Here is an 18029-nt window from a genome sequence, read left to right on the forward strand (position 1 = left end):
ATTAGCGCCTTACTGATGTTACTTTGTATCTAGTTTTTCGGCTTCTTCAACAAATTTACGTTTAGCAACACTTACAGAATTTTCTGACATGCCTGAACGATTGGCTACAAATTCAATATGTTGTTGTAAATCAGTAAATTTCATTGGCGCATCACCACCATATTCGCCATCTAAATTCACTTTCATTTGGTCATTATCTAGTGGCAAGATCTCTACTTTGTTGGTTTTCTTGTAGATTAACTTAGGATTATCAATATGCTTACCGCCATTAATCATCTGCGCCACCATCTGTAGCATCTGTGCCAAGTTAGCTTCTTTAATGATTAAGAGCGTAAAACGACCATCGTCTAACTTTGCATCTGGGACGATGGACTCAAAGCCACCGACAGAATTAGTCAGTGCCAAAAAGATCATCGAAGTTTTTCCTGAATACTCACCATCATCAAATATAACCTTGGCATTAACTGCTTTAACTCGAGTAATCAGCTCTGCCCCCTTAACTAAATAGGCCAAATAGCCATATAATGATTTCATCAACGAAGGCACCGCATACGTCACCTCGCTAATAGTTCCTAGAGCGGCAATATTCATAAAATACTTAATTTCGTTATCTTTTTCAATTTTGCCTATGTCCATTTTAATGGTTTCATTTTGCAAAATTACTTTTGCTGCTTCTAATGGCTCATCGCGAGGTAATTTTAATGCACGTGCATAATCATTGGTTGTACCCGCCGGTATGACTGCCATCATCGGGCGCTTTGTTAAGGGAGATAATCCATTAACAACCTCGTTAATTGTTCCATCTCCACCTGCTGCGACAATAAGATCAAAACCAGCCTCAGCAGCACGCCTTGCTTCTTTCGCCGCACTCAGTGGTTCTGGTGTAGTGGCAAAAGCCGAAGTTTCATACCCAGCTTTTTCATAAACTGCGAGGATATCAAGCATCTCGCGTTTAATAGCCTCTCGACCCGAAGTTGGATTATAGATAATTCTTGCTCGTTTCATGCCGGCAAACACTTTTCCTTTCAGCTTACAATATGTACGCGAGAAAAATCTCGCTTATTGACTAGTTTACATTTTCAAAGTTTATCGTTTTTTTAACTCTGACAACAACAGCTTATTCAAAACACTTGGATTTGCTTGTCCTTTGGACATTTTCATAAGTTGCCCAATAAGATAGCCAGTAGCACGATCTTTACCGCCATTGAAGTCTTCAATAGATTGCGGATTATTGTCCAATACTTCAGTAATCCAGCCTAACAACAAATCTGGATCACTTAATTGAACCAGACCATGCTTCTTAGCAAAGGCTTCTGGCTCTTCACCAATCATAATCGCTTCAAAGACTTGCTTGGCTTGCTTTGTAGAGATTGTTCCGTCTTCAATCAACTTAATCATGCCTGCTAAATGCTCAGGAGTCAAACGCGTGTCTTGCAGCTCGACTTGATTCTTATTCATATAAGCATTCACATCACCAATTAGATAGTTAGCAGCGCGTTTTGGATCAGCTCCTGAAGCTACAGTCGCATCATAAAAATCAGACATAGCAAGCGTCTGTGTCAAAACTTCTGCATCATAAGGTTCAATTCCCAAGTCATTTACATAGGCTTCTTGACGTTCACTCGATGATTTTGGTAAGTCTGCAGCAACTTCATCAATCCATTTTTGATCAATGACCACCGGAGATAAATCAGGTTCTGGGAAGTAACGATAGTCGTCTGCTCCCTCTTTTACACGCATTAAGATTGTCGATTTAGTTGGTTCATCATAGCGTCGAGTTTCTTGTTGAATTACACCACCAGAACGCAAAACCTCTGCCTGTCGCTTTTCTTCAAAAATCAATGCGTTACGAACGTAGTTGAATGAGTTAATATTCTTCATTTCAACTTTTGTTCCATACTGATCTGATCCAAATGGTCTGAGTGATACATTGACATCTGCACGCATTTGACCTTCTTGCATCTTAGCTTCAGAAACACCTGTAAATAAAATAACTTGGCGCAACTGCTCTAAGTAAGCATAAGCCTCATCTGGTGAGGCAAGATCAGGTTCTGAAACAATTTCAATCAATGGTGTCCCTTGACGGTTTAAATCAACATAAGAATAACCATCAGATCCGTGTGTATTTTTACCCGCATCTTCTTCAACGTGCATTTCTGCAATGCGGACACGCTTTACCGTTCCATCGGCCAATGTCACATCTAAGTAACCGTTAGTACCAATTGGTGTTTGTGATTGCGTTGTTTGATAAGCCTTGGGGTTATCAGGGTAAAAATAGTTTTTACGGTCCCAACGAATCAATGGCGAAATTTGTGCGTGTAATGCCAGCGCAACACGCATACCATATTCCAATGCGCCTTTGTTTGCTACCGGCAAAACACCAGGATAACCAAAGTCAATTACGTTTGTATTAGTATTTGGCTTGTCACCATAGTGAACCGGTGAAGGTGACAACAGCTTTGAGTTTGTTTGCATTTCAACGTGGACTTCAAGTCCAATCGTTGTTTCAAAATTTCCAGTTCCCATGTGTGCCCCTCCTCTTTAATATTCTTTCGCAACGTCAGGATGTTGTTCAAACAAACGGCTGGCTTGTTCGTAAGCATATCCTGTTTGATAAACAGTCTGTTCGTCAAATGGCTTACCAATAATTTGCAAGCCCACAGGCAATCCATCAACAAATCCAGCGTTGACTGACAAACCAGGTAGACCAGCTAAGTTTACTGGGATAGTCAAAACATCTGCCAGGTACATTGCTGTAGGGTCATCAACCTCTTCACCAAGACCATATGCAGCTGTTGGCGCAGTAGGTCCAACAATTACATCATAGTCTTCAAAAACCTTATTAAAGTCCTCAATCAACAATGTACGAATTTTAGCGGCCTTCTTAAAGAAAGCATCATACGCACCAGCTGACAATGAGAACGTTCCTAACATGATACGACGCTTGACTTCGTCACCAAAACCTTCTGAACGTGTTTTGACATATAAATCTTCCAAGTTTTTAACGTCATCGGCACGGAAACCATATCTCACACCATCATAACGTTGTAAGTTAGATGATGCTTCTGATGACATGATAATATAGTATGCAGCTACACCGTATTTAGTGTGTGGAAGACTTACTTCGTCAACAGTTGCTCCCAATGCTTCTAATTGTGCAATAGCAGCCTTGACTTGCTTGGCAACTTTTGGATCAATACCTTCACCAAAGTATTCTTTTGGCACAGCGATCTTTAAGCCCTTAACATCACCGCTTAACTTTGCAGTGAAATCAGGCACTTCACGCTGCGATGAAGTTGAGTCTTTCTCGTCGAAACCAGCAATAGCATTTAGTACTGTTGCGTTATCCTTCACAGTTCTTGTGAAAGGCCCGATTTGATCAAGTGAAGAAGCCATGGCAAACAAGCCCCAACGTGAAACACGACCATACGTAGGCTTTAAACCAACAATTCCATTAAAGGCAGCTGGCTGGCGAATTGAACCACCGGTATCAGACCCTAATGCAAATGGCACTTGTCCAGCGGCAACTGCTGCAGCTGATCCACCTGATGATCCACCTGGCACCTTACTATGATCCCACGCATTTGATGTTTGTTTATAGTATGAGGTTTCTGTTGAACCACCCATGGCAAATTCATCCATGTTAGTCTTTCCAACAGAAACCGCCCCTAGGTTTTGCAATTTTTCCACCACTGTCGCATTATAGATTGGCTTAAAACCTTCCAAAATATGCGAAGCACCCGTTGTTTGAATGCCCTTGGTTGCCATATTATCTTTCAATCCCAAAGGGAGACCTGTCAAGACATTCGAAAAATCAGATTTTTCATCAATTTTTTGAGCTTGTGCTATAGCTTCGTCTGGGTTTGTGCTAATAAATGCATTTAATTTATCATCAGTTTTAGAAATGTTATCAAGCGATGCACGTGTCAAATCTACCGCACTTACTTCTTTGTTTACCAACTGATTGTGCAAAGAAGTTAAATCATGCTCAAAATAATTAATTGTCATGTTATTCCCCCTCACCATTCAAAATTGCAGGAACCTTAATTAAATCTGCAGCTTCAAGTGGTGCATTATTAAGAAGTTCTTGTTTTTGATTCCAGTTATTTGCGACATCTTCACGCAAATGATTAACATTTTCCGTTACTGAGTATGTTGGGATAACATCATCAGTATTTACCTCGCTCAACGTATCAAAAATATTCAAGATATCACCCAATTGTGTTGTAAATTGGTCAAGATCAGCATCGTTAAAAGCTAATTTGGCTAACCCTGCAACATGGGCAACTTCGTCACGTGTGATTGTTGTTTCGGCCATAAATATCCGCGGGTGCATACATTTCTGTAGGCACACTTCCTTTCAGTGTTTATATACTAGTCCATTTTATCACATATTTGTCAATCTCTCGCCTTGCATTTCAATGGTATTCCTGTATAATTAAGAATGTTGTACAAACAACACGACCAGTAACTTTGTTGAGCGGCTCACCATCGCTTTACGCAGTCTCTGGCGACATTTTAGAAAGGTGGATATAAATATGGCACTTACACAAGAACGTAAGAACGAAATCATCAAGGCATACGCCCGCCACGAAGGCGATACAGGTTCAGCTGAAGTACAAATCGCAGTTTTAACTGCTGATATTAACGAGTTGAACACACACATGGCAGCTCACAAGCATGATTTCCACTCACAACGTGGATTAATGAAGAAGATTGGTAGCCGTCGTAACTTATTACGTTACCTCCGCAATACTGATATTCAACGTTATCGTGAATTGATCCAACGCTTAGGTTTGCGTCGTTAATCTTAGGATTACTTGAAAACCTCGTATCAAATTTAAGGAGAAAAGACATATGCCTGTTATTGAATCAGCAATTCAACGTGTTCGTCTTACTAAGAAGCAACACGACCGTAACGAACCACAACTCAGCGCTTACCGTACAGCTGTAAAAAAGTTTGAAAAAGCTGCAGCTGCTGGTACAGACAACTTAGCAGAATTATACAAGGCTGCTTCTTCAGCTATTGATCACGCCTACTCAAAAGGTTTGATCAAGAAGAACAAAGCTTCACGTGAAAAGTCACGTTTAGCTAAGTACGTTAAGTAATTAACCTACTTCCTTGAATACTAAAAGGACTTGGAAAAATTTCCAAGTCCTTTTTTTAATGTTCTCCACGTTGTTTGTTTGCTTTGCGTGTTGCTCTCATTTCTTGTCGTTGAGATATTCGACGATCCATTTGATTTTTACGCTGAATTGCATTTTTAATGCGTCTTTTGTAACCTGGCTTGACATTTTTCTTTTTCTTTTTAACCATACCAACCATAGTTGAATCCAATTTTTTGGTTGTGGCTACTCGCTGAACACGAGCCCTTCGATCCTTAACGTCAATAATTTCATTACCCTTAATTTGCTTAGCCTTAAAAGTGATACCCAAGGCTTCTAATTCAGCAACTTCATTTTCTTCATCTGGACCATACAACGTAATGGCTAATCCAGGCAAACCATTACGGCCCGTCCGACCCACACGGTGAACAAAGAATTCTAATTCGGCAGGTATATCATCATTAATGACATGCGAAACACCTTCAATATCAATACCACGTGCAGCTAGGTCTGTTGCCACGACATATTGGTATTCTAAGTTTTGGATCGCTTTCATAACACGTCGACGTTCACGTGGTTCAATATCGCCATGTATTTCGGCCACTTTCAAACCATGTCCACGCAAAAAACTCGAAATTTCCTTCGCACGCTCTTTGGTATTAGCGAAAACCAATGCTAAGTATGGATTACCAATAGTTAATACTTGATAAATAATGTCATTCTTATCTTTTGACTTAGTAGCTAATAACCAATTGTCAATTGTATCGGCAATGACCGTTGACACTGGTATAGCTTCAAAATGTGGGTTATCTAAATATTTTTTCAAGAATGGCTTCAACTTTTCTGGCATTGTCGCACTGAACACCAATGTCTGAAGACCCTCAGGCATTGCACCTGCAATATAATCGACTTCATTTAAAAATCCCATATCTAACGTCATATCAGCTTCATCTACAACAAGCGTATGAACTGCATGTAACTTCAATGATCCAGACTCTACTAAATCTTTAATCCGACCCGGTGTCCCAATGACAATTTGTGGTTGGTGATTTTCCAATTGTTTAATTTGTCGTTGCTTGTCTGTTCCACCCACAAACTCAGAAATGGAAATATCAGTGTTTAGCTGATTAGAAAATTCTTTCATCGCCTTGGTGATTTGCGCTGCCAATTCACGTGACGGTGTCGTAATTACTGCTTGTACGTATTTTTTATCCTGCTCTAATTGATTCAAGATTGGAATCAAAAATGTGTGCGTCTTTCCTGAACCAGTTTGCGATTGTCCGACCACATCTCGTCCTTGTAAAACATCAGGAATTAATTTTGCTTGCACAGCAGTTGGTTCATAAAAACCAATAGCACTTAATGCGTCAATAACTTCCTTTTTTAAATTAAATTGTCCAAATTGGTTTGCTTTTTCAGCCATCAATCTTCCTTTTCTGCGTCTTGCTTCTCGCTAAGAGCACTATCAACTATATTGATTAAGCGATCTATATCACCTTGATCTTGCGCCCAAGCTCCTGAAGCCATTGGATGACCGCCACCCTCAAATTGGTTTGCAATCTTATTAATTGCAATTGTTCGTGAGCGCAGTCTGACACGATAGTTTCCTTCGTCTTGTTCTTCAAAAATAGCCCATGATTTCACACAATCTATCTTTGATGGTAATGGTACAACAAAAGCTGTCCCGGCATCTTTCAAGTCAAATTGCTTTAACAATTCTTTAGTTAAAATAACATAAGCAAATCCCGAGGGTAGTATGCTTAAGTTTTGCAAAACATAGCCTGACAATTTGGCTGCGTTTTCCGAAATGGTTGCCATCGCATGATGAATTTCTTGGTAATCAAAATCATACTTAAACAGTTCTGACACCACACGGAACGTTTCTGAATCGATACTATACATAAATCGACCCGTGTCTCCAATAATACCAATATATAATAGGCGCGCTGCTTTTTTGGTCATCACCAATCCTTGACCCTTAAGTTTTTCATAAAACTCAAAAATCATTGTACTTGTAGCGGAGTGACCATCTTTAACCCATTGCCAATCCCCGTATGGTTCATCATTTGGATGATGATCTATTTTAATAACTTCTAAACCATCTGGCCAGCGTTGGTCATCTACACGCGGTGCATTGGCTGTATCAGTTACAATAACAAGAGCCTTATTGTAAGCAGCATCGGGTATAACATCCATGAAATTGTCATCTTCATTCATCCATGCTAATCCTTGAACTTCTTTGCCCACAGCATATATCTTTTTTTCTGGAAAACTTGCTTTTAATATTTCTTTCAAACCCAACTGTGAACCAAAAGCGTCTGGGTCAGGTCGTTGATGCCGATGAATAATTATTGTATCGTAACGCTTGATCTGTTCTAATATTTGTTCTTCGATTACTGACATGTTTATACTTTCTAATTATTATTTTCTATTATTGTAACATTAAAACAGCGTTATTTCCTCAAATCCGCTAGACTGTAGGTTACTAAGTGATATTCCCAATAAACGAATAGAAAAAGCCGTATTCATATTCTCATCAAATATTGTCTGCGCTACAGATACTATACTCCCAGCTTCTAATTTGAAAGGCACACTTTGAGTTACAGAACGTGTGATAGTATTAAATTCGCTGTCACGAATTTTTATATTTAGCGTACGTCCTACTAATTTCTTATTTTTCATGATTTCAACAATTTCCACAGCCAATTTTTTGAATTCTAGATTAACTTCATCTCTTGTTTGTACAAATTGATCAAAGGTTTCTTCTTTCCCTACGGATTGTCTTTGACGATGCCATTGAACTTCGCCAAAATGAACACCTCTAGCCTGCCAAAACAAATGTTCACCCATTTTTCCAAATTGAGCTCGTAACGTTTCTTGAGGTATCATGCGCAATTGTGCGCCATTCTCAACACCCAGCACTGCAAATTTTTCTTGTGTTTTTTTCCCAACTCCTCGAAAAGAGGAAATTGGTAATCTTGCCAAGAAATCTAATGCATTATCTTTTGTTATTACAGTAACGCCATTTGGCTTATTGAATTCTGATGCTAACTTCGCCAACAATTTATTGTACGAAACACCAATTGAACTGGTTAACTGCGTTTCTTTTAGAATTTGGTGACGAATTTTTGCCGCTAATGTCGCTCCCGTGAGTACGCTATCTGTTAAATCTAAGTATGCCTCATCAAATGCAATAGGTTCAATTTTATCAGTATACTGATGAAAAATATGATGAATTTGCTGAGATATCATCTTATATTTCTGAAAATCAGGTCGCATGAAAAATGCATCTGGCGCTAATCTTTTGGCCTCGGCAGCGCTCATTGCTGAATGCACTCCTAATTTTCTGGCGGCATAATTAGCAGTCGCAACAACACCACGTCCGTTTGACTCAATAGGATCACGCGAAATGATCAATGGCAGATTACGCAACTCAGGATGATCACGCATTTCAATTTGGGCATAAAAGGCATCTAGATCAACGTGAATAATTCTTCTATTGTCTGCTGCGATAAGAAATTCTGGCATACTATAATTTTATCACAGGAACAAGTGTTCTTATTCAATAAAAAATATTACTGAAAATTTTTTAAAATAAACCGCTCAAATAAAAGTTCTGGATCTTGAGATGTGGATTTCAATTGTGTTTCGATATCAATCATACCTAGGTACCCTGTTCGTACAAACTGTGGTGGATAAGACCTTAATGCTTCTTTGGCTAATTTTACTCGATAAGGATGAACCTTGAGTTGCGCCCCAATGTCTTGGTCATTCCCAGACAACCCTGCAACCTGCAAAAGTAATCTAAATTGATTAGTTAAAACAGCATTTAATCGCAACGGGGCTTCGCCATTCTGTAAAAGATCATGATAAAGGGTTAGTGCTTCTTGAGGTCGTCGTTTAATAACTGCGTCTACCAAATCAAACGCATTAGCTGTCAGTGTCTTGGGAACTAATGCCGATACTACGTCTAGTGTTATTTTTTTTGTCTGTTCCGCATAGGTTATTAGTTTAGGCAATTCGTTTTTCATATCTGTGTACTGGGCATTAGTACGCTGCATTAATTCATGAAGTGCTTCTGGTTCTATGGCATACGAGCGCTGATCTAGTTGTTGAACGATAGCCTGTTGCGCCTGGCGCTCGTTAAGAGCTGGTAAAGAAATATTTTCAGCCGTTTTCAGAAGGACTTTTGCTAATTTTTTACGCTTGTCTAATTTTAAGTCATTGGCAAAAAAAACAACAATATTTTGTAATACTGGCTGATCAAATAATTTTAATAATAATTCTTGATCACGATCCCCAACTTTTCCTGTAGCAGTCAAAAATTGTGGATTTTTGACCACAACAACACGACGATCACCGAAAAAAGGCACGGACATAGCATCATTAATTACTACATCCAATGTCTGTTCGGTTAAATCAATCTGGGAATAATTCATGTCACGATCCTCTTGATCAACTAATCCCTTAAACATTGATTTTGCGTGGCTTAGCAATGTTTCTTCTTCTCCTGTCACGATATAAAAGTTTGCCATGGCATTATTTTCAATTTGCTGTTGTAGTTGTTTTAGGTTCATGGGGTATTTTTACCTTAAAATGTCCGTTTAATCCTGAATATTCATAACACATCATACCATTTATTTGTGTATTAAAGACAGTCATTTTATTATTCTGAGCTGTTTCAAGCGTTTCTTTATTTGGATGGTTATAGCGATTGTTTCGTCCGGCAGATATTATGCCAATTTCAGGATGCCATTTATTGATAACTTCAGGATTTGTCGATGTTTTTGAACCATGGTGACCAAACTTTAAGATGTCAACATGCATGTCTGGCAAGAAATTTGCAATCTGTTTTTCTCCAGATTGGTCTAAATCACCAGCAGTGAAAATATTTTTCCCTCCAATATGGCCAAATAACGCGATACAATCCTCATTTTTTGCTTGACCATTTTTAAACGGATGAACTATTTGAAGCGGTAGTTTCGATACTTGAATATTATTGGTAACTTCTGTTACTTGTGCTGACCTAAGATATGGTTTAATTTCGGTTTTAAACGACGATTGTTGCATCATTCCAGCTGGAATAATAACATTTTTAACATTCATTTTTGTTAATATGACTTTAGCATTACCGATATGGTCTTGATCATGATGTGATAAGACCAAGTTATCAATCTTACTAATCCCCCGGCTATGTAAATAATTAACAATTACCGTCTCGCCATTGGTACGGAAGTACTTCTGTTTTTGCCATGCTGGCTGTTCGCCAAACGTTACTTTTCCTCCAGTATCTATTAACGTAATTGTTTTATTGTACGGTTCACGAATCACTGCTGCATCCCCTTGTCCTATATCAAAAGTTGCAAATTCGCCATGATATGGGAGATGTACGAAAATCATGGCTACACTAAAGGAAACAAGCCACGATATTCTCGAGATATGCTTAATTTTGGCTTCACGCGCAAACATCCCTAAAGCCAAAAACAAAAGTATTGCAGCTAGTGCGTTAGGTATTTTACCAACCACAAAATTTCCTGGTAACGTTCCACATAAATCTACCATATAAGCAAAATACCGGATGATTAGGTTTGTTATATATGTTAAAAATGGAATATATTGACCAAAAAAACCTATCATAACCAAAGGAACAATTACTGTACCAAAAATAGGAATTGCAGCAAAATTGATAAATGTTTGCAGAATGTGCCATGTATATTGTTGTTGAATAATAAGCGGAAAACTAACTAAGCTCATCAAAATGTTAGTTTGCCAAAATGTTAGTTTCTGTGCAAATGTCAAGCAAAAGGTTAAGGCAAATGACAGTTGTCCTCCTAGCGTCAATAAAATTTGCGGCACCATAGCTAAACTAAACAACAGACTCAACGACCAGATAACCTGAGCTTTTATCTTCTTATTTGTTAAATCCTTTAACAATATTAATTCTCCTGAAATGATAGAACGAATTAATACATCGGGTTCTCCCGCAAATATAAAATATGCAATCAGTATTATACTCAACACCAATATAGTATATTCTTTTGGCAACCAGATCCTTCTTGATATTTGCATCAGTAATGTCATTAAGAAAGTCACGTGAAATCCTGACACGCTGAATAAGTGAATTAACCCTAACGTTTGTACTCCTGGATTATCTTCATATAAGGACTGAGGTGTCGTTCCAAGAATTAAAGCCTCTGCATATGCACTAAGCGGAGAAGGAAGCCGCTCGGCATTATGGATACCGACGCTATGCCATTCATGGAGTTGATATCTAATTTTTTGTAGTAAAGTTGACGGTTTGGCTACCTCCGTATACCATGATTTGATATTGATTTGATGTGTGATTGACTTTGTTAAATAAAATTTTTGAGAGTCAAATTGATTGAAATTAGTTGGCCCAGGTATACGCGTTAATTCAGCTTCTGCTTGAAAACAAATGACTTTATTGTTTTCAAGCCACATGTTTTTTATCTTTTCATCTGGAAAAAGCCAATACAATTTGACTTTCTCATGGTTATCTAACTGAGCCGTTGCCTTGAGATTTGCTCCATCAATTTGAATATCATCTGGAAAAATGATACCTCTTACATGATGTTGCTTATCATTTTTTTGATTGACTTGTTGCTGTAAACAATGCGAATTGTAAATAAAATAAACCATAAAAGGTAGTGTCAGCAGTAAGATTTTGAACAAAAAATCAATTTGCCGTTGCCAAGAACACAATACGACCATAAAAGTAAAAAGGAACCAAGTAACTGCACATGAATAATAGATAATGCCAGTTAAACTTGCTATCAACAAACTAGCAAACATTAAAATCCGCGCCATATTAAACAGTCACTTTATCTTTCAAAGCTTCAAATCTTTTTTCACCGATACCGGAAACCTGTTTAATTTCCTCAATAGATTTAAATCCACCGTGTTCTTCACGATATGCAATGATTTGTTCCGCTTTCTTGACACCAATTCCATCTAATGTTTGTAATTCCACTACCGTAGCGGTATTCAAATTAATAACTTCATTATCTGTCGTAGTCACTGCTGACGTACTACCGTTGTTTACTGGAGCAGAAGATGTCTCTCCTCTCATAGGAACGTACACAATTTGTCCGTCCGTCAATTTTTGGGCTAAATTAACTTGCTGCATATCTGCTTCTTCTAGGGTTCCACCAGCCTGTGCAATGGCTGTTTGTACACGTGCAAAACTAGTAATATTGTAGACCCCAGGCTTTTTGACAGCGCCCTTAACATCAACCATTACGATTGAGCTATTTTTGTCGTCAGATTCAGATTTCTTTACATCACTTGTACTTGCTATTGAAGAAGATAATGATGTCTGCGGTACTTCTTTGGTCTGATGAGAATATGCACAATAAGTAATAGCAGCGAGAATAAATAAAATGATGAATATCCAAATTTTATACTCATAGTATTTTTCTTTTACAATTTCTAACATGTCTGACATTTCAATCCCTCTACTTTCATAGTACGAATTTCAAAATAAAAAAGCTTACCATAGCAGATAAGCTTTATTTCACACTGTCAGTTGTCTTAATTACTTTCCCTGTTTGCAAATAATTGATGACATCATCAAATGTTTGCACAGGAATAACTTTTAATTTAGGTGCATATTTTTTGGCCGTATCTCGAGCTAGCATGTAGTTAGTTTTATGTTGCTCTTCATACTTGAGTAACTCTTTGCTTGGCTTTACATATGGCGCAAAGAATACTGTTGATCCGGCTGCCTTAGCAGCCATAATCTTCTTATCAATACCACCAATCTCACCCACATAGCCATCAGCACTCATTGTACCAGTACCAGAAATATTACGTCCTTTAGCTAACAAATCACCAGTCAATTGATCATAAATCTGTATGGTAAACATTAAGCCGCCTGAAGGTCCACCAATTTGGCCGGCATTGACACTAACTTTTGGCGTTGTTGTAACGGCCACATTATCCGTCAGCACGATACCTATTCCAGCACGGCCATTTGGGTATTCTGCCGTCTTGGTCCCAGCGAGCTTAATTGTATCACCAGTTGCTTGGCCGTTTTTACCACCCCGGGTGTAGTCGACAGTGACTTTCGTTCCCTTGGATTTATTGGCTAAATACTTAATAAAGCTATCTGAGTTTTCGTAGTGATGACCGTCGATTGCAGTGATGGTATCTCCTACTTTGATACTCTTTTTGAAATGGGATTTAGAAGAGACACTCAGTACGTAGATACCACGATATTTTGTCGTAATAGGTTTATTCGCTTTTTTAAAGGCGACCTGCTCAGCGTTGGCAATTGCACTTTGCATATAAAAATCTTGTACTTTACTAAATGTAGCTGAACTTTGTCCACCAGTAACTTCCTTTGCAGTTGCATACGACAGGTGTGGATTAATTTTAGTTTGTAAATACTTAAATCCATTCGCTTGGGACAAATAAACGGATGTAATTCTGTATTGTCCCTTTGATGTATCCTTTTTACCATCAATTTTAACAAACTGTGCTAAGTCGTCTGCTTCACCAGGTGACTCAATGTAACCGTTCAACGGCCAAACGCCAACTACGATACCAACTATTACTAAAAGGGATGCAACAGCAAGAACTATTTTACTTTTTTTGCGCATTCAGTCGCTCCTTTAATGCTTCAACTATGGCCTTTGGGACAAACTTTACCATATTATCAGCACCCATACTACCAATTTCTTTGACCATGGAACTGGAAATATTTTGATTTTCCGGTTTTGCAAGTAGTAAAACGGTCTCAACATCTGCCAGAGCACTGTTCATTCCGGCAATATCACGTTCATACTCGAAATCTTTACCATTTCGAAGCCCTCGAACGATATACTTAGCACCAACTTCGTTCATGAATTGAACTGTTAGTCCCTTCATGATTGCTACCTCAACATTTGGCAAATCTTTAACGACAGTACTAATTAATGTCATTTTTTCTTGTGGTGTGAACAGTGCCGCTTTGCTTGTATTATTACCAACACCTACGATTACTTTTTCAAATATACCACTAGCACGTTTAATAATGTCTAAATGACCGTTGGTTAACGGATCAAAACTACCAGGAAATACTGCTATACTCATAATTTAGCCCTCATATTGATATATCGTCACTACGGTTATACCATAATGTTTCTGTTGAATGATTGAGAAATCATCACTTTCATTCGGTAAATTTGCCTCATCGTTGCTTTCAGCCAATATAATAGCACCCGAGTTTAATAACCCATTTTCTGCCATAAACGACATATCTGCAGCAATGGTTTCTTTAGCATATGGTGGATCCAAAAAAATCAAATCAAATTTTTTTGAATTGGCTACAAAATTAAGCAAAGCTTGTTGCGCTGGCGACTTTAGGACCGTAAACTCATCAGCATGGTGTGTCTTCTCAATATTCTCTTGAATGACCTTAATTGCTTGGAATTGGCGATCTACTAACGTAGCATGCATCATACCTCTTGAAACAGCTTCAATGCTCAGGCCTCCTGTACCTGCATATAAATCAAGTACATCCCCGCCGTCTAAATACGGCATTAACATGCTAAACATGGCTTCTTTCACTTTATCCGTCGTTGGACGTGTTTTGTCGCCATTGACTGCTTCAAGGCGTGTTCCTCGAAATCTTCCTGATACTACCCGCATGATTATACGATATACAAACTCTTAGTTTGTATTTCCTCCTTCATCATAATTTTCAAAGAAAATATCATCATGCAAATTGTCTAAATCAGGATTAATTTCCGGACGTGGCGACATGACGACTTTTTTTACAAACTTGTATTGCTTAATTTTTTCAACTAATTGTTCAACATTTTCATCATTCACATATAAACCCACAAACATCATCTTGCGAGATATGTACGTGATTTGACCAAACTTTTTAAGCTGTTGTGCATGCCTTATATTATTGATATAGATATAAATTGCACGGCGTGGTTGTATTTGAAATGTCATCGATAATCCTTTCTAGCCACTGTATCATTTGGATGAATGACTGGTTTTTTCTTCTGTTGCGCAGCAATATTCAACGTTAGACCAATGGCAGCGCTAAAGGCTATATATGATGATCCACCACCAGAAATAAATGGAAAAACAACACCCGTTATTGGTAACACACCAATAACGCCACCTAAATTAACAAAAGCTTGGATAAATAATAAGGTAGCTACACCATACATGACTAATCGTTGATATTGACGTTTTTGTCTAATGCCCAAAATAATAAGGCGCGTAATGATTATTAATAGTAAAATTAACACAATTACAGTCACTACTGCCCCTAGTTCCTCTGTCATTACTGCCATAATAAAATCCGTATTTGATTCAGGTAGATATGGCTTTATGAGAGAATTTCCTAAACCAACACCAAACATGCCACCATGAGCTATGGCGTAATAACCGTATAGTAGTTGACGGCTTTGATCTGGGTCAGCCCAAGGATTAACAAAATTAATTAATCTTAAAATACCATAATGCGTACTACCGGTCAGATGAAATACTTTATCGATCAAATTAATGATTGGCTGTAAAAGTCCAAAGCCAATGCCAGCGATAGCAAACCAGGCAACGGTAATCTTTTTAGACACCCCAGCTGCAAGTACAATGGTTAGCATAATGATGGCGGCAATAATCATATTACCATTATCTGGCATAATAAATAATAAAAATAGAGATGAAAAAGGTAAAAACCAAGCATTAAGTTGGCTAATTGGCTGTTGTGGTAATTTAACGTGTGGTTGCCATGGATGTTTAGCAAAAAAATCAGCAAAGTATAATATCAAAACTAATTTTAAAAACTCAGCCGGCTGCAAAGTAATAATCCCCAGTGGAATCCAACCGTGAGCACCATTAACTGCTGGCATTATTCTGGCAATAATTAAAAGCCCAATTATACCAAACATCATCACCTTTATCCATTTTTCATTGCGCCAATTGTTAATATTAAAATGAAATAAAGTAAACGCACCAATCCAACCAATAAAAACAAAAAGAAGTTGTTTGTAAAAGTTTAGCATTGCTGAATTCGTTAAGCTCGCCGAAAAAACCATTACCACACCCAACGCACTGAGTATGGCAAATGGTACCGCAATCCAATAATCTAATTTTCTGATTTTTTTAAACATTAATCGCCCATAATAGTTTTAAGATTTGCATCATCTAAATTTTTGGCAATGGCCACAACAAATGCTTTAGATGCTTCAAAATCCTTAATTGACCAAACTGTTTGGTGGGTGTGTATGTAACGAGAAGCAACACCTAATGCAACGGCTGGTACACCAGTTAACTCAGTTTGAGCTGCTGCTGCATCAGTTCCACCCTTGGAAACAAAGTACTGATAAGGAATATGGTTATCTTCAGCCACAGATAACAAAAATTCTTTTAAGCGCAGTGGCATAACAACAGTTGGATCAAAAACACGTAATAACGTTCCTTGATCTAGGATTCCTTGGTGTCCATTCTGTCCTGAAGTATCATCTGCAGCACTAGAATCAACTGCGAAAAAAATATCTGGTTTCAGTAAATTGACGGCGCCATGTGCACCGCGTAGCCCAACTTCTTCTTGAACATTGGCGCCCATTATCAAGGTATTGGGTGTCTGAACATTTTCTAGTTCTTCCAAAGCGTCTAATATTGTCACAAGTCCAAATCGATTATCCCATGATTTAGATATTACGCGCCTTTTATTTGCTGTCATAACGGTTGATACTTGTGGCACAATAAAGTCCCCAGGACGGACACCAAATGACCACGCTTCATCTTTGTTCAAAAATCCGCCATCAAATAAAATATCCTCTACGGTTGGCATCTGTGGGCCGTGAGCGCTGCCGCGTAATAAGTGTGGTGACACAGAACTTGAAACAATAGGATACTTACCTTTACTTGTGAACAAAGTAAATCTCTGCGAACTAATTACTGCTGGATTCCATCCACCAAGGGCGGCCACTTTAAGTGCACCACTAGGCAGAATATCTTTCACAATAAATCCAACTTCATCCATATGCGCTGCAAACATTACACGTGGACCTTGTCCTTCTTTAACACCGTAAACACCACCAAGTCCCTCTTGGTGGATTGTATCAACCAATGGTTCCAAATCAGAACGGAAAGATTGACGAATAGCGTGTTCTTGACCAGAAGTGCCTTGTAGCTCCGTATACTTTTTCACACGAGCCCATGTTCTATCATTCATTCTAAATAAATCCTCTCACTAAATCCTTCTTCATACTCGTACAAAATAGGTTCGCCATTGTCAATCTCAAGACCATCTATGTCTTCATCGCTAATATGTTCTATATATTTGACTAAAGCACGTAAGGAGCTACCATGTGCGACGATTAAAACATTTTTACCCTGCTGTATCTGAGGTAAGATTTCTGAATGCCAATAAGGAACAAGCCGATCACTGGCCATTTTCAAGCTCTCACCACGTGGTTCTGAGCCTTCCGGGTAACGTCTATCTGGGATAACGTGTTCTAGTAGTGGTGGCGTAGCCGTATAACTACGTCGCCATAAGGCAACTTTATTTGCGCCATATTGTTGACGAGCATAATCTTTATTCAAGCCACGTAATGCACCATAGTGCCGCTCATTGAGTTGCCAAGCCTTATGGAGTGGTAACCACAACTGCTCAATTTCTTCTAATATAATATTGTCAGTTATGATTGCGCGCTTTAAAAAAGAAGTAAATGATACATCGAATTGCAAGCCATGTCGCTTCAAAACTTCACCAACACGGTTCGCTTGTCTAACCCCTTTTAAGGTCAGTGGAACGTCAGTCCATCCGGTAAATTCATTGTCACGGTTTGCTGTTGACTCTCCGTGGCGAACTAACACAAGTTTAGCAGCCATATGCAACTCCTTTTTTATACTCTTCCTATTATATCGTTTCAATCATTTTAAAGCTACGTAAGCAA

19 protein-coding genes are annotated in these 18029 nt (G+C 38.4%); 2 read left to right on the top strand and 17 right to left on the bottom strand.

Going from position 1 to position 18029, the window contains the following annotated elements:
- Positions 1 to 18 precede the first annotated feature (18 nt).
- The 4 genes from RHP56_RS07600 to gatC all read right to left on the bottom strand — a co-directional run bounded on the left by RHP56_RS07600 (position 19) and on the right by gatC (position 4318).
- The gene (locus tag RHP56_RS07600) at positions 19 to 1005 is read right to left on the bottom strand and encodes a diacylglycerol kinase family lipid kinase (protein ID WP_011680237.1); all 987 of its coding nucleotides are present in this window, start codon (positions 1003 to 1005) and stop codon (positions 19 to 21) included.
- Between the two features lie 81 nt (positions 1006 to 1086).
- Positions 1087 to 2526 (bottom strand): Asp-tRNA(Asn)/Glu-tRNA(Gln) amidotransferase subunit GatB, encoded by a 1440-nt coding sequence (gene gatB, locus RHP56_RS07605; protein ID WP_102753263.1) that lies wholly within the window; start codon positions 2524 to 2526, stop codon positions 1087 to 1089.
- Between the two features lie 15 nt (positions 2527 to 2541).
- A complete protein-coding gene (gene gatA, locus RHP56_RS07610; RefSeq protein WP_102753262.1) occupies positions 2542 to 4008 on the bottom strand; it encodes an Asp-tRNA(Asn)/Glu-tRNA(Gln) amidotransferase subunit GatA in 1467 nt (488 codons plus the stop codon).
- Between the two features lies 1 nt (position 4009).
- The gene (gene gatC / locus RHP56_RS07615) at positions 4010 to 4318 is read right to left on the bottom strand and encodes an Asp-tRNA(Asn)/Glu-tRNA(Gln) amidotransferase subunit GatC (protein WP_025268372.1); all 309 of its coding nucleotides are present in this window, start codon (positions 4316 to 4318) and stop codon (positions 4010 to 4012) included.
- 220 nt (positions 4319 to 4538) lie between these two features.
- Between gatC and rpsO the strand changes: the two genes are divergently transcribed.
- Positions 4539 to 4808 carry a 30S ribosomal protein S15 gene (gene rpsO, locus RHP56_RS07620; RefSeq protein WP_011680241.1) on the top strand — a complete coding sequence of 90 codons (270 nt, stop codon included), beginning with the start codon at positions 4539 to 4541 and terminating at the stop codon, positions 4806 to 4808.
- Positions 4809 to 4857: 49 nt separating this feature from the next.
- A complete protein-coding gene (gene rpsT / locus RHP56_RS07625) occupies positions 4858 to 5109 on the top strand; it encodes a 30S ribosomal protein S20 (RefSeq protein WP_002815336.1) in 252 nt (83 codons plus the stop codon).
- Positions 5110 to 5164: 55 nt separating this feature from the next.
- On the opposite strand, the gene RHP56_RS07630 is transcribed toward rpsT, so the two are convergent.
- The 13 genes from RHP56_RS07630 to RHP56_RS07690 form a co-directional block, all read right to left on the bottom strand.
- Positions 5165 to 6529, bottom strand: coding sequence for a DEAD/DEAH box helicase (locus RHP56_RS07630; protein WP_014325045.1), 1365 nt, complete (start codon positions 6527 to 6529; stop codon positions 5165 to 5167).
- On the bottom strand, positions 6529 to 7509 hold the full coding sequence (locus RHP56_RS07635) for a DHH family phosphoesterase (RefSeq protein ID WP_042252656.1): 981 nt from the start codon (positions 7507 to 7509) through the stop codon (positions 6529 to 6531). The genes RHP56_RS07630 and RHP56_RS07635 overlap by 1 nt, the downstream gene beginning before the upstream one ends.
- Before the next feature lie 39 nt (positions 7510 to 7548).
- Positions 7549 to 8634, bottom strand: coding sequence for a DNA polymerase IV (dinB, locus tag RHP56_RS07640; RefSeq protein ID WP_102753261.1), 1086 nt, complete (start codon positions 8632 to 8634; stop codon positions 7549 to 7551).
- Positions 8635 to 8681: 47 nt separating this feature from the next.
- Positions 8682 to 9683 (bottom strand): DNA polymerase III subunit delta, encoded by a 1002-nt coding sequence (holA, locus tag RHP56_RS07645; protein ID WP_011680245.1) that lies wholly within the window; start codon positions 9681 to 9683, stop codon positions 8682 to 8684.
- A complete protein-coding gene (locus tag RHP56_RS07650; RefSeq protein ID WP_102753260.1) occupies positions 9652 to 11934 on the bottom strand; it encodes a DNA internalization-related competence protein ComEC/Rec2 in 2283 nt (760 codons plus the stop codon). The genes holA and RHP56_RS07650 overlap by 32 nt, the downstream gene beginning before the upstream one ends.
- 1 nt (position 11935) lies before the next feature.
- Positions 11936 to 12571: a helix-hairpin-helix domain-containing protein gene (locus RHP56_RS07655; RefSeq protein WP_014325050.1), complete on the bottom strand. Its 636-nt coding sequence runs from the start codon at positions 12569 to 12571 to the stop codon at positions 11936 to 11938.
- Between the two features lie 64 nt (positions 12572 to 12635).
- Entirely contained in the window at positions 12636 to 13727 is a 1092-nt protein-coding gene (locus RHP56_RS07660; protein ID WP_102753259.1) for a SepM family pheromone-processing serine protease, read from the bottom strand.
- A complete protein-coding gene (gene coaD / locus RHP56_RS07665) occupies positions 13711 to 14199 on the bottom strand; it encodes a pantetheine-phosphate adenylyltransferase (protein WP_014325051.1) in 489 nt (162 codons plus the stop codon). The genes RHP56_RS07660 and coaD overlap by 17 nt, the downstream gene beginning before the upstream one ends.
- Before the next feature lie 3 nt (positions 14200 to 14202).
- A complete protein-coding gene (rsmD, locus tag RHP56_RS07670) occupies positions 14203 to 14757 on the bottom strand; it encodes a 16S rRNA (guanine(966)-N(2))-methyltransferase RsmD (RefSeq protein WP_014325052.1) in 555 nt (184 codons plus the stop codon).
- A 21-nt stretch (positions 14758 to 14778) separates the two neighbouring features.
- Positions 14779 to 15069 carry a YlbG family protein gene (locus tag RHP56_RS07675; RefSeq protein ID WP_002815350.1) on the bottom strand — a complete coding sequence of 97 codons (291 nt, stop codon included), beginning with the start codon at positions 15067 to 15069 and terminating at the stop codon, positions 14779 to 14781.
- Entirely contained in the window at positions 15066 to 16238 is a 1173-nt protein-coding gene (locus RHP56_RS07680) for an FtsW/RodA/SpoVE family cell cycle protein (RefSeq protein WP_014325053.1), read from the bottom strand. The genes RHP56_RS07675 and RHP56_RS07680 overlap by 4 nt, the downstream gene beginning before the upstream one ends.
- On the bottom strand, positions 16238 to 17305 hold the full coding sequence (gene pepA / locus RHP56_RS07685; protein WP_025268378.1) for a glutamyl aminopeptidase: 1068 nt from the start codon (positions 17303 to 17305) through the stop codon (positions 16238 to 16240). Before pepA ends, RHP56_RS07680 begins: the two co-directional genes overlap by 1 nt.
- A complete protein-coding gene (locus RHP56_RS07690) occupies positions 17302 to 17964 on the bottom strand; it encodes a 2,3-bisphosphoglycerate-dependent phosphoglycerate mutase (protein WP_102753258.1) in 663 nt (220 codons plus the stop codon). The genes pepA and RHP56_RS07690 overlap by 4 nt, the downstream gene beginning before the upstream one ends.
- Positions 17965 to 18029: the final 65 nt, after the last annotated feature.

This window comes from Leuconostoc sp. C5 (genome assembly GCF_056530425.1).

Coding starts and splice junctions, on each gene's coding strand:
- gatC (WP_025268372.1), bottom strand. CDS start 4,318: ATGGCCGAAACAACAATCACACGTGACGAAGTTGCCCATGTTGCAGGG.
- RHP56_RS07635 (WP_042252656.1), bottom strand. CDS start 7,509: ATGTCAGTAATCGAAGAACAAATATTAGAACAGATCAAGCGTTACGAT.
- dinB (WP_102753261.1), bottom strand. CDS start 8,634: ATGCCAGAATTTCTTATCGCAGCAGACAATAGAAGAATTATTCACGTT.
- RHP56_RS07690 (WP_102753258.1), bottom strand. CDS start 17,964: ATGGCTGCTAAACTTGTGTTAGTTCGCCACGGAGAGTCAACAGCAAAC.
- RHP56_RS07600 (WP_011680237.1), bottom strand. CDS start 1,005: ATGAAACGAGCAAGAATTATCTATAATCCAACTTCGGGTCGAGAGGCT.
- holA (WP_011680245.1), bottom strand. CDS start 9,683: ATGAACCTAAAACAACTACAACAGCAAATTGAAAATAATGCCATGGCA.
- RHP56_RS07675 (WP_002815350.1), bottom strand. CDS start 15,069: ATGACATTTCAAATACAACCACGCCGTGCAATTTATATCTATATCAAT.
- rpsO (WP_011680241.1), top strand. CDS start 4,539: ATGGCACTTACACAAGAACGTAAGAACGAAATCATCAAGGCATACGCC.
- gatA (WP_102753262.1), bottom strand. CDS start 4,008: ATGACAATTAATTATTTTGAGCATGATTTAACTTCTTTGCACAATCAG.
- RHP56_RS07630 (WP_014325045.1), bottom strand. CDS start 6,529: ATGGCTGAAAAAGCAAACCAATTTGGACAATTTAATTTAAAAAAGGAA.
- rpsT (WP_002815336.1), top strand. CDS start 4,858: ATGCCTGTTATTGAATCAGCAATTCAACGTGTTCGTCTTACTAAGAAG.
- rsmD (WP_014325052.1), bottom strand. CDS start 14,757: ATGCGGGTAGTATCAGGAAGATTTCGAGGAACACGCCTTGAAGCAGTC.
- RHP56_RS07650 (WP_102753260.1), bottom strand. CDS start 11,934: ATGGCGCGGATTTTAATGTTTGCTAGTTTGTTGATAGCAAGTTTAACT.
- gatB (WP_102753263.1), bottom strand. CDS start 2,526: ATGGGAACTGGAAATTTTGAAACAACGATTGGACTTGAAGTCCACGTT.
- pepA (WP_025268378.1), bottom strand. CDS start 17,305: ATGAATGATAGAACATGGGCTCGTGTGAAAAAGTATACGGAGCTACAA.
- RHP56_RS07660 (WP_102753259.1), bottom strand. CDS start 13,727: ATGCGCAAAAAAAGTAAAATAGTTCTTGCTGTTGCATCCCTTTTAGTA.
- RHP56_RS07655 (WP_014325050.1), bottom strand. CDS start 12,571: ATGTCAGACATGTTAGAAATTGTAAAAGAAAAATACTATGAGTATAAA.
- coaD (WP_014325051.1), bottom strand. CDS start 14,199: ATGAGTATAGCAGTATTTCCTGGTAGTTTTGATCCGTTAACCAACGGT.
- RHP56_RS07680 (WP_014325053.1), bottom strand. CDS start 16,238: ATGTTTAAAAAAATCAGAAAATTAGATTATTGGATTGCGGTACCATTT.